At 66.2% G+C, this 11,942-nt stretch carries 9 protein-coding genes; 7 read left to right on the forward strand and 2 right to left on the reverse strand.

Annotation, left to right across the window (positions count from 1 at the left end):
* Positions 1–76: 76 nt before the first annotated feature.
* From lipB to BLT73_RS00355, 4 genes are all read left to right on the forward strand, one after another.
* Positions 77–757 carry a lipoyl(octanoyl) transferase LipB gene (gene lipB, locus BLT73_RS00340; RefSeq protein ID WP_281246290.1) on the forward strand — a complete coding sequence of 227 codons (681 nt, stop codon included), beginning with the start codon at positions 77–79 and terminating at the stop codon, positions 755–757.
* An 85-nt stretch (positions 758–842) separates the two neighbouring features.
* Positions 843–1,319, forward strand: coding sequence for a c-type cytochrome (locus BLT73_RS00345; protein ID WP_090519885.1), 477 nt, complete (start codon positions 843–845; stop codon positions 1,317–1,319).
* A gap of 205 nt (positions 1,320–1,524) precedes the next feature.
* Positions 1,525–3,198, forward strand: a complete 1,674-nt coding sequence (ctaD, locus tag BLT73_RS00350) for a cytochrome c oxidase subunit I (RefSeq protein ID WP_090519886.1) — start codon at positions 1,525–1,527, stop codon at positions 3,196–3,198.
* Between the two features lie 114 nt (positions 3,199–3,312).
* Positions 3,313–3,822, forward strand: a complete 510-nt coding sequence (locus BLT73_RS00355) for a DUF2244 domain-containing protein (protein ID WP_090519888.1) — start codon at positions 3,313–3,315, stop codon at positions 3,820–3,822.
* Between the two features lie 18 nt (positions 3,823–3,840).
* Here BLT73_RS00355 and BLT73_RS00360 read toward each other — a convergent pair whose 3' ends face one another.
* Positions 3,841–4,302: a GatB/YqeY domain-containing protein gene (locus BLT73_RS00360; protein ID WP_090520875.1), complete on the reverse strand. Its 462-nt coding sequence runs from the start codon at positions 4,300–4,302 to the stop codon at positions 3,841–3,843.
* Positions 4,303–4,432: 130 nt separating this feature from the next.
* On the opposite strand from BLT73_RS00360, the gene carA reads away from it, so the two are divergent.
* Together carA and BLT73_RS00370 are read left to right on the forward strand one after the other, a co-directional pair.
* On the forward strand, positions 4,433–5,593 hold the full coding sequence (gene carA / locus BLT73_RS00365) for a glutamine-hydrolyzing carbamoyl-phosphate synthase small subunit (RefSeq protein ID WP_090519889.1): 1,161 nt from the start codon (positions 4,433–4,435) through the stop codon (positions 5,591–5,593).
* A gap of 64 nt (positions 5,594–5,657) precedes the next feature.
* Positions 5,658–7,808, forward strand: a complete 2,151-nt coding sequence (locus BLT73_RS00370; RefSeq protein WP_090519891.1) for a glycosyltransferase — start codon at positions 5,658–5,660, stop codon at positions 7,806–7,808.
* A gap of 86 nt (positions 7,809–7,894) precedes the next feature.
* Here the strand turns inward: BLT73_RS00370 and BLT73_RS00375 are convergent, their stop codons facing one another.
* Entirely contained in the window at positions 7,895–10,714 is a 2,820-nt protein-coding gene (locus BLT73_RS00375) for a [protein-PII] uridylyltransferase family protein (protein WP_090519892.1), read from the reverse strand.
* A gap of 219 nt (positions 10,715–10,933) precedes the next feature.
* Between BLT73_RS00375 and BLT73_RS00380 the strand changes: the two genes are divergently transcribed.
* Positions 10,934–11,785, forward strand: a complete 852-nt coding sequence (locus BLT73_RS00380) for an arginyltransferase (protein WP_090519894.1) — start codon at positions 10,934–10,936, stop codon at positions 11,783–11,785.
* The last annotated feature ends 157 nt before the right edge of the window (positions 11,786–11,942 follow it).

The raw sequence follows: 11,942 nt of genomic DNA on the forward strand, positions 1-11,942 counted from the left end.
CGCGTGGTGCCGTTTCGCGTCTCGGAGGCGATGGATGTCATCAGCTCAGCCTGCAGATCCGTTGTCTGGGACCGCCCTGACAGAGCCGGAATGGGTGATTGCGCCGGGCCTGACCCCCTATGCGGATGCCGTGGCGGAGATGGAATTGCATGTCGCGTCGATGCATGCCGGTCAGGCGGGCGAACGGATCTGGCTGGTCGAACATCCCCCGCTTTACACGGCAGGCACCTCGGCCCGCGATGCCGATCTGCTGGATGCGCGCTTTCCGGTCCACGCGGTCGGGCGCGGAGGGCAATATACCTATCACGGGCCGGGTCAGCGCGTGGTCTACATCATGCTGGATCTGAACCGGCGCGGCCGCGATGTGCGGGCCTTCGTGCAGTCTCTGGAAGCCTGGGTCATCGCCACGCTGGCCGAATTCGGCGTGCGGGGCGAGATCCGCGACGGCCGGGTCGGTGTCTGGGTCACGCGCCCCGAAAAGCCGCCCCTGCCGGACGGATCCCCGCGCGAGGACAAGATCGCCGCGATCGGGATCAAGCTGCGCCGCTGGATTAGCTTTCACGGCATCGCCATCAATGTCGAACCGGACCTGTCGCATTACGGCGGCATCGTGCCCTGCGGCATTTCGGGCCACGGCGTCACCAGCCTTGTCGATCTGGGTCTGCCGGTCGAAATGGGTGATCTGGACAATGCGCTGAAGACACGGTTCACTGAGGTTTTCGGCCCCGCCCCCGCGACGCCGCCAGATGTGATTTGACCGCATCCGACCCGGCTGAGCAGAGTGCATCTCGGGTGGCGCAGAGACATGGATTCTTCGCCAGACGCATTGAAAGGACCAGCCAATGAAGCCCAGCCACATCGCCACGCTCTCGCTCCTGGCACTCGCCAGCCCGGCCATCGCCCAAAACGGCGACCCGGCCGCCGGCGAGAAGGAGTTCAACAAGTGCAAGGCCTGCCACATGATCCAGAATCCGGCGGGCGAGGATATCGTGAAGGGCGGGCGCACCGGGCCGAACCTGTTCGGCATCGTGGGCCGCAAATTCGCCGCGCAGGAGGATTTCCGCTATGGCGAGGGGCTGATGACCCTGGCCGAGACCAATCCCGACGCGGTCTGGGACGTTCACTCGCTGGAGGCCTATGTCACCGACCCGACCGGCTATCTGGCCGAGCATACGGGCGATGACGGCGCCCGCTCCAAGATGACCTTCAAGCTGACGCGGAATCAGGGTGATCTGGTGGCCTTCCTGCTCAGCGTCTCGCCCGACGCGCCCGAACAGCCCGCCGAAAGCGACGGCGCCCCCCGCGCGCCGGGCCAGTAGATGCAAGGTCGCGACAGAATGTCGCATGAGTGACATGGGCCGCCGGAGCTTCGGGCGCGGGGGCCTTGTTTTGCGGTGAAAAACTGCATCGGAGGTTGCAGTTTCCGCATCGAGTCGCATTGCCGCATCCGGCCATCAGCGATAAGGTGCAGCCATCTGCCGGCCTGAGCCGGCCGCCTCAGGATCAACCCAGGGAGATCGCGCAATGGCCGACGCAGCCGTTCACGAATCCGGCGGACATCACGACGAGCGCGGGTTCTTCACCCGCTGGTTCATGTCCACCAACCACAAGGATATTGGTATCCTTTACCTTTTCACGGCTGGCGTCGTCGGCCTGATCTCGGTCTGCTTCACCGTCTATATGCGCATGGAACTGCAGCATCCGGGCGTGCAATACATGTGCATGGAGGGCGCGCGCCTGTTCCCGAGCGCGGCCGAATGCACCCCGAACGGCCATCTGTGGAACGTCATGATCACCTATCATGGCGTGCTGATGATGTTCTTCGTGGTGATTCCGGCGCTGTTCGGCGGCTTCGGCAACTTCTTCATGCCGCTGCAACTCGGCGCGCCGGACATGGCGTTTCCGCGTCTGAACAACCTGTCCTACTGGATGTATGTCTGCGGCGTGGCTCTGGGTGTCGCGTCGCTGCTGGCTCCGGGCGGCAACCAGCAAGCCGGCTCCGGCGTGGGCTGGGTGCTGTATCCGCCGCTGTCGACGACCGAGGGCGGGTATTCCATGGATCTGGCGATCTTCGCCGTCCACGTCTCGGGCGCCTCCTCGATCCTGGGGGCGATCAACATCATCACCACTTTCCTGAACATGCGCGCGCCGGGCATGACGCTGTTCAAGGTGCCGCTGTTTGCCTGGTCGGTCTTCATCACCGCCTGGCTGATCCTGCTGGCCCTGCCGGTTCTGGCCGGTGCGATCACCATGCTGCTGATGGACCGCAATTTCGGGACGAACTTCTTCAACCCCGCAGGCGGCGGTGACCCGATCCTGTATCAGCACATCTTGTGGTTCTTCGGCCATCCGGAGGTGTATATCATCATCCTGCCCGGCTTCGGCATCATCAGCCACGTCATCGCCACCTTCTCGCGCAAGCCGATCTTCGGCTACCTGCCCATGGTGCTGGCGATGGCCGCCATCGGGATCCTGGGCTTCGTGGTCTGGGCGCACCACATGTACACGGTCGGCATGTCGCTGACCCAGCAGAGCTATTTCATGCTGGCCACCATGACCATCGCGGTGCCGACCGGCATCAAGGTGTTCTCGTGGATCGCGACGATGTGGGGCGGCTCGATCGAGTTCAAGACACCGATGCTTTGGGCCTTCGGCTTCCTGTTCCTGTTCACCGTCGGCGGCGTGACCGGCGTGGTTCTGAGCCAGGCGCCGCTCGACCGGGTCTATCACGACACCTATTACGTGGTGGCGCATTTCCACTACGTGATGTCGCTCGGCGCGGTCTATGCGATCTTTGCCGGGGTGTATTTCTGGATCGGCAAGATGAGCGGCCGCCAATATCCCGAATGGGCCGGCAAGGTTCATTTCTGGGCGATGTTCATCGGCTCGAACCTGATCTTCTTCCCGCAGCATTTCCTTGGCCGCCAGGGCATGCCGCGCCGCTATATCGACTACCCGGAGGCTTTCGCCTACTGGAACAACATCTCGTCGATCGGCGCCTATATCGCCTTCGCATCGTTCCTGTTCTTCATCGGGATCGTCTTCTACACGCTGTTCGCCGGCAAGCGCGTGACCGAGGCGAATTACTGGAACGAATACGCCGACACGCTGGAATGGACCCTGCCCTCGCCGCCGCCCGAACACACGTTCGAGCAGCTTCCCAAGCGCGAGGACTGGGACCGCAGCCACGCCCATTAACGGCAGGCTCAAAGACATCACGGCCCCGGAGCGATCCGGGGCCGTTTTTCGTTTCGCGCAGCGCCGGACCCGGTGTCAGCGCCGCGCGTGATCTTCCGACAGAAGGAACCGCACATGCCCTATCAGTGGCAGCAGCAAGACGGGCGGCATGTGCTGCATCTCTGGCCGCATCGATCGCTGCCGCGAAAAGGGTTCGTCTGGTTCATCGGGGTGACGTCCGTGCTGCTGTCCTTCCCGCTGATCGCGGTTCTGGGCAGTGCCGTGCTGTGGGGGCTTCTGCCGTTCATGCTGGCGGCAATTGCCGGGATCTGGTGGGCCATCGGGCACAGCTATCGCAGCGGCACCACGCGCGAATGCCTGACGCTTACGGCCGGGCGGATCATGCTCATCCGCAGCGATCCGGGGCGCGCCGACCGAACATGGTCGGCCCGACCCTACTGGATCCGCGCCACGCTGCGGCCCGGCCCGGTGGACAGCTATCTGGTGCTGACCGGCGATCACGAATCCGGGCGCGAGGTCGAACTCGGCGCGTTCCTGACGGCGGAGGAACGTCGCAAGCTGTCGGTCGAGATGAACGACGCCCTCGCCGAGATGCGGTCGCAAGGCATCACGCCGGCCAGATGACCCCGGCGCGCCATCGCTTTAGAGCAGCTTTTCCTTCACCATCTGACCCGCTGCACTGAAATCGAGCTGACCGGCATAGCGTGCCTTCAGCGTGCCCATGACGCGCCCCATATCGCGGACCGAGCCCGCGCCCAGCTCCGCGATCACCGCCGCGATGGCCGCGCGCGCTTCGTCGTCGCTCATCCGGCGGGGCAGGAATTCCTGAATCACGGCAATTTCGGCGTTTTCCTTTTCGGCCAGTTCCAGCCGCCCGCCCTCTTCATAGCTGCGGGCCGATTCCTGACGCTGCTTGACCATCTTGGCCAGAATCGCGACCAGATCGGCATCGCTCAGCCCGGCACCCTCGCCCTCGCCCGTGCGAGCGGCGATTTCGCGGTCCTTGATCGCGGCCGAGATCAGCCGCAGCGTGGACAGGCGAAGCTGGTCGCGTGATTTCATCGCGTCCTTGGTTGCGCTCTGTATCTTGCTTCTCAAATCCATGGTGGTCCCCATGTCAGGTTCAAGCGCTTGCAGATAGTTAAGATCTGGGGCCGGTTCAACCCCGGCGTCGCTTGACCAGAGAGCACCCTTTCACTAGGTTCCGCGCGATTACCAGACTCGGAGCCCGCCCATGACCGCGCCTGCCGCGAAACCGACCGCCTGCCTTGCCCTTGCAGACGGCACGATCTTCACCGGCCAGGGCTTCGGGGCAACGGGCGAGGTGGTGGCAGAGCTGGTGTTCAACACCGCGATGACCGGCTATCAGGAGATCATGACCGATCCCAGCTATGCCAGCCAGATCGTCACCTTCACCTTCCCCCATATCGGCAATACCGGCATCACCGAACAGGATGACGAGGCGCCGGACCCCGTCGCCAGCGGCATCGTCGTGAAATGGGACCCGACCGAGCCGTCGAACTGGCGCGCCAGTGCCGATCTTCAGGATTGGATGCGCCGCCGGGGCCGGATCGGGATCGGCGGCATCGACACCCGCCGCCTGACCCGCGCCATCCGCCAGCAGGGCAGCCCGCACGTGGTCCTGGCCCATGACCCTGAGGGCGAATTCGACATTCAGGCGATGATCACGCGCGCCCGCGACTGGCAGGGTCTGGTGGGGCTGGATCTGGCCAGGGAGGTCTCCACAAGGCAGAGCTATCGCTGGTCGGACGGGCTGTGGGACTGGCCCGGCGCGTTCGGCAAGACCACCGAGGACACGCCGTTCCGGGTCGTGGCGCTCGATTACGGTGCGAAGCGGAACATCCTGCGCTCGCTGGTGGCATCGGGCGCCGATGTCACGGTCCTGCCCGCCACCGCCACGGCCGAAGAGGTGCTGGCGCATGAGCCCGAAGGCGTGTTCCTGTCGAACGGACCGGGCGATCCCGCCGCCACCGGCGAGTATGCGGTGCCGATGATCCGCGAATTGCTGGACCGCGACCTGCCGATCTTCGGCATCTGTCTCGGCCATCAGATGCTGGCGCTCGCGCTCGGGGCGAAGACCGTCAAGATGGGTCACGGCCATCACGGCGCGAACCATCCGGTGCGCGACGTGGACACCGGCAAGGTCGAGATCACCTCGATGAATCACGGCTTCGCGGTCGATGCGCAGAGCCTGCCCGACGGGGTGCGCGAGACGCATGTCAGCCTGTTCGACGGATCGAATTGCGGGCTGGCGGTGGAGGGAAAGCCGGTCTTCTCGGTGCAATATCACCCCGAGGCGAGCCCCGGTCCGCAGGACTCGGCCTATCTGTTCACGCGTTTCGCCGATGAGATGCGCGGCCGCCGCGACGCCTGAGCGTGGTTTAATGCAATTTTAAGGGACGGCGTGGCACCCCTGCTGAGACAGACAGGGGGCCGCCATGTCCGCAGACCGTGCCGCGCCGCTGCGCGCTTCCACGATCCAAGCCGACGACACCGCGCCGGGCGAGGCGGGATCGCCGCCGATCGCCGGGCGCGATCTGCGTCCGCTCGGCCAGATCCTCCAGGAAGACGGGGCGGTCCGCACCTCGCATCTGCTGAAGGCCACGGTGATGCGGGAACGGCAGAATGTCCGGCTGGGTGAAATCCTGCTCGCGCAGGGCTGGGTGACCGAGGCGGCGCTGACCCGCGCCCTGACCCGGCAATGGCGGATAAGCGCGGTCGATCCCGTGGCGCTCGCGCCGGATTCGCGGCTGATCGACCGTGTTGGCCCGGCCTACTGCCTCAAGAATGCCGTGCTGCCCTGGCGGCGGGTCGCCGGGGTGACCTTCATGGCGACCGCGCGGCCGGAGGATTTCGACGCGCTGAAACCGACGATCGAGGCGCGGCTGGGTCCGGTGCGGATGCTGCTTGCCGGAGAGAGCCGCATCCATTCCGCGATCATGTCGCTGCGCTCCGCTGCGCTGACCCTTCAGGCGGAATGCAGCGTGCCCGCCGCCGAGAGCTGCCGCAGCCGGAACGAGGGGCGGATCCGACGATGGACGATCATGTCGCTCGCAGCGCTGATCGCGGCGATGATCGCCAACCCGCATGCGGTGATTGCGCTGCTGACCGGCTGGGCCGCGCTGACATTGCTGTGCGGCACGGTGTTGCGCGTGGCAACGTTTCAGGCCGCGCTGCGGCGGCGGACGGAGGAGGCGGCCGAGCGCCATCTGGTCGCAGCAGGGGTCAGACCCGCGCCGGAACTGCGCGGCCCATTGCCCGTCATTTCGGTGCTGGTGCCGCTGTTGCAGGAAAGCGAGGTGGCCGGAAAGCTGGTCGGGCGGTTGTCGCGGCTGGATTACCCGCGCGAGCTGACCGACATCCTGCTGGTGGTCGAGGCCGATGACAGGATCACCCAGTCCGCGTTGAAGGATGTCCGCCTGCCCTTCTGGATCCGCGTGGTGACGGTTCCGCCCGGCCGCGTCAGGACCAAACCGCGGGCGCTGAACTACGCGCTGAACTTCTGCCGCGGGGAGATCGTCGGGATCTGGGATGCGGAGGATAGGCCCGATCCGGATCAACTGCACAGGATCGCGCGCGGCTTTGCCTGTGCCGCGCCAGATATCGCCTGCCTGCAGGGGCAGCTCGACTATTTCAACCCGCGCAGCAACTGGGTCGCACGCTGTTTCACCATCGAATACGCAAGCTGGTTCCGCACCAACCTGCCGGGGCTCGCGCGGCTGGGTCTGGTGGTCCCGCTCGGCGGCACCACCTTGTTCTTCCGGCGCGACGTGCTGGAGGAGATCGGCGGATGGGATAGCTGGAACGTCACCGAGGACGCCGATCTGGGCGTCAGGCTGGCCCGGCGCGGATGGCGGACCGAGCTGATCGACACCACCACCGATGAGGAGGCGAATTGCCGGCTTCTGCCCTGGATCAAGCAGCGGTCCCGCTGGCTGAAGGGCTATGCCATGACCTGGTCTGTGCATATGCGCGATCCGGCGCGGCTCTGGCGCGAGCTGGGGCCGCGACGGTTCCTGGCCTTCCAGGTGCAGTTCCTGGGCACGCTCTCGCAATATCTGCTGGCCCCGGTGCTGTGTAGCCTGTGGCTGCTCTCTTTCGGCTATCCGCATCTGATGCGCGACTCGCTGGCGCTGATCTGGGGCGGCAATGCGGTGCCCGTGCTGTTTACGCTCTGCGTCGCGTCGGAGCTGATTGCGCTCGCGGTCAATCTCTGGTCGGTCAGGGGCGAAAAGCACCGCCATCTGCTGCCCTATGCCGCCCTGATGCCGATCTATTTTCCGCTCGGCTGCGTGGCGGGCTGGAAGGCCATCTACGAGGTGGTGCGAAAGCCGTTCTACTGGGACAAGACGGTGCATGGCGTGTTCGACGAGGTCGAGCCTGCGCCGCAAGCCGATCTCGCGGAGTCCGGCATCGCCCGCGTTCCCTTTCTGGGCGCCATCGAAAATGGCGAGGCGCGTGGCGGCACGGCCAGAACAATACGGCGACGCGCGGCTCCGCACCGCAAACCGTCCGCGCCGCCTGTGCCTGACCCGGAGGAGGCGTCAGAGGATCCGCCGAACGCTGCGAAGGCGCGGCGGACAGGATGAACAAACGGTTCACGACAACACAGGGGCGGCGGGTGACGATCTGGCGCGGCCCGATCCGACCGGCCGCGCGCCGGGGCAGGTCAGGATCAGTCGGTCCCGCGCCCCGCATCGTCCGGCGATGCCGGGGCGAAGAGATCCACGATCCGACCCGCCTCGGCAATCGTCTCCGCAAGCCGGGCGGCCAGGGCATCCAAATCCTCGGTCGCGGTTTCGCGCAACAGGAATTCCTGCCCGCCCGCGCCCAGCCTGTCCATGTCGAGCGCCTTTTCACTGATCAGCCGCCCCGCCGCCTGCAACCGCCACAGGAAGCGGTCGGCGGTGAGCAGCGTCTCCATGTCGTCCTTCGACAGAAGATCATGGCGCGCGCCGGCGCGAAGCTGCGCCGTCATGCGGCGCGCCGGATCGGCACCGCGCAGCGCGAAAGACTGGGCCAGCAACTCGATATCCTGAAGCCGGCCCCGCCCGGTCTTCGCCTCCCACGCGCCGTCCGGAGCCTTGGCCGCGAAGATTCGGGCCCGCATCCCGGCCAGGTCGGGGATCACGCGGTCGTCGCTGCCGCGGCGCTGCAGCACGTCGAGGCGCGCCGCCTCCACCTCGTCGCCGAGCGCAACCGCATCCGCGCCGCATCCGGCGATCACCCGCGCGCGGGTCAGGGCGAGATGTTCCCAGGTCCAGGCTTCGTCCATCTGGTAGCTGGTGAAGGATTGCAGCGACGTCGCCACCGGCCCCTGACGCCCGGAGGGGCGCAGCCGCATATCGACCTCGTAGAGCCGTCCGTTCGCCGTCTGCGCCGACAGCGCGGTAATCAGCGACTGGGTCAGACGCGAATACCAGGCGCGGGGCGCAAGCGGCTTGCGGCCGTCGGTTTCCTCGGCATCGGCGGCGTCATAGATCACGATGAGATCGAGATCGGAGGCTGCATTCAGCCGCTGCGCGCCAAGCGATCCCATTCCCAGCACCACCGCGCCCCTGCCGGGGGGCGCGCCGTGTTTCTCGGCAATCTGTTCGCTGACGAGCGGCAGCAGCGCGGTGATCGCGGCATCCGCGATGTCGGCGTATTCCCGCCCCACCTGGGCTGCGTCGGACAGGCCGCGCAGGTGATGCACCCCGATGCGGAACTGCCATTCATGCGCCCATCGCCGCGCCTCGTCGAGCGCCTGTTCATAGCCGCCATCGCGCGCCGTCATGCGTTGCCGCAACCGCCGGGACAGCGTGTCGGTCAGCGCCTCGCCGCCCGGCCACGGCGCGAAGAACGACCCGCCGAGCACCGCGTCCAGAACTTCGGGATGGCGGCCCAGATAGGCGGCAAGCCCCGGCGCGGTCGCGCAGATATCGACGATCAGATCGATGAGCGAGGGGTTGGCCTCGAACAGCGAGAAGAGCTGCACCCCGCCGGGCAGGCGTTGCAGGAACCCGTCGAAGCGCGACAGCGCCTCCTCGGGATGGGCGGCGCGGTTCATCCGGCCAATCAGCTCGGGCTTGATGCGGCGGAAGATCTGCTGGGCCCGCGTGCTACGCAGCGCCGAATAGGCATCCCAGCCATCGATGATCTTCTGCGAGGCTTCGGAGATCTCGGGCAGCGGCGCGGCTTCGGACGGGGCGAAGAAGGCGTTGGTCAGGGTCTCGACCCGCTCAAGCCTTTCGCGCAGCCTGTCCGACCACCGGGACAGATCGGCCTCGCCCATCATCAGGGCGATATTCTCCAACCCGTCCTCGTCCTTTGGCAATTCATGGGTCTGGGCATCGTTCACCATCTGGATGCGATGCTCGATGTCACGATGGGCGCGGTAATGCTCCGCCAGTTCCTCGGCGATATCTGCAGGCACCCAGCCCTTTTCGGCCAGGGCCTCCAGGGCCTCGACCGTGCCGCGCCGGCGCAGATCCGGGTCGCGCCCGCCCGCGATGAGCTGCCGGGTCTGGGTGAAGAACTCGATTTCGCGGATGCCGCCCTGACCCAGCTTCATGTTGTGGCCGGGAATGCTCAGCTTGCCGCCCAGCCCCTTGTGATCACGGATCCGCAGCCGCATGTCATGCGCGTCCTGGATCGCCGCGAAATCCAGATGCCTGCGCCACACGAAGGGGCGCAGATCGGTCAGGAACTGCTCTCCCGCCTTGATGTCGCCCGCGCAGGGCCGCGCCTTGATATAGGCGGCGCGCTCCCATGTCCGCCCCTCGGCCTCGTAATAGCTGAGCGCGGCCGAGGCCGACAGGCAGACCGGCGTGACCGCCGCATCGGGACGCAGCCGCAGATCGGTCCGAAACACATAGCCATGCTCGGTGTTGTCGGACAGCGTGGCCGCCGCCTTGCGCGTCGCCCGGATCAGCGAGGCACGCGCCTCATGCTGGTCGGCCTCGTCATAGGCTGCGTCGTCATAGAGCACGATCAGGTCGATGTCGGAGCTGTAGTTCAGCTCCGCCGCGCCCATCTTGCCCATCGCCATCGCGAAGATCCCGCCCGCATCGGCATCTGTGTCGGGCAGCTTGCCGCGCGCGATTTCCTGGCGCAGATGCGCGCGCAAGGCCAGGTCGGTCGCACGATCGGCAAGCTCGGTCAGCGCGCCGGTGACCTGGGCCAAGCTCCAGACCCCGCCCAGATCGGCCAGCCCGGCCAGAAGCGCCACCCGACGCTTCGCGCGGCGCAGCGCGGGGGCGAGCTCTGCCGCATCAAGCTCGCCCAGACCGTCCGTCTCGCGCCCGACCAGATCCTGATCGGCGCCGGACAGGGCGTCGGGCAGCCACTCGGCCTCTTTCTGCATCAGCGACCACAGATAGGGGCTGCAACCTGCTGCACCGGCCACAAGCTCCAGGCTCGGCTGATCCATGCCGCCGAACAATCCGCGTGCGTCACCCGCGCGCTGCCGGTCATGCGGAATCGGGCTTCGGCGGATGGCGGCTGAAAAATCCATGGGGGGAGTTAGGCAATTCGCGGCGCGAAGGTCAATCTGCCCCCGGATCGGATGCGGCACGGCTCTCGCCTCGCGCGGGCGATGTTGGGCTTGGCGTTGGCTTGTTCTGTTGCTACCGTCCCCGATAAGACGCCATCTTTCACAGGATTTCATGTCCGCGAGTCCGGCAATCAAGCCCCGCAGCGCACCGGCCTGCGGGCCCCATGAACGGAGTTTGCCATGCGGCACACGCTGACCCATTCGCCGCAATTCTACGTCACCGCCCCGCAGCCCTGCCCCTATCTGCATGGAAGGGCGGAGCGGAAGCTGTTCACCGCGCTGCACCCCGGAAACGCGCAGGAGTTGAACAACGCGCTGTCGCGCCAGGGCTTCCGCCGGTCGCAGAACGTGCTTTACCGCCCCAGTTGCGAAAGCTGCGTGGCCTGCATGTCGGCGCGGATCCGGGTGAAGGATTTCGAGCCGGGCCGGACGCAGCGCCGGGTCGCGCGGCGCAATGCCGACCTGTCCCGGCTGGCGACGAGTGCCTGGGCCACGGAGGAGCAGTTCGACCTGTTCCGCCGCTATCTCGACCAACGCCATGCCGATGGCGGGATGGCGGATATGGATATTTTTGAATTCGCCGCCATGGTCGAGGAGACCGCGGTGCGCACACGGGTCATCGAGTATCGTGGCAGCGGCATCCTCGGCACCGACACCACCGGCGCGGACGCGGGCGACTCGGTGCTGTCCGATCCCGATCTGGCGGCGGTCTGCCTGACCGATATTCTCGATGACGGGCTGTCGCTGGTCTACAGCTTCTTCGACCCGCGGCTCAGCCATCGCAGCCTCGGCACGCATGTGATCCTCGACCATGTCGAGCTGGCCCGCGAAACCGGACTGCCTTATGTCTATCTCGGATACTGGGTGCCGGGCAGCCGCAAGATGGACTACAAGGCCAGGTTCGGCGCGCTCGAGATCTACAAGGGCGGGGTCTGGCAGGATATCGGCAACCCGGCCGATCATTGCGATGAGGCGCACCCGCTTGCGGTTGATCCGATCGTCGAGCAGGTGGCGCGGATCGACCTGCCCTGACCGCGCAATATTATTGCGTGAACTGCGGATTAAACGTCACTTTTGTATCTTTCGCCATTGACGCCTCGCAGCGCCGCCCATAGTTTGCGGCGGCGCGGCATGGATGCCGCCCGAATGGCGGTGCATCCGGCGCTGCCACCAGACAAAGAGGGTTGAG

It is taken from the genome of Paracoccus isoporae, assembly GCF_900101865.1.
Classification (GTDB): domain Bacteria; phylum Pseudomonadota; class Alphaproteobacteria; order Rhodobacterales; family Rhodobacteraceae; genus Paracoccus; species Paracoccus isoporae.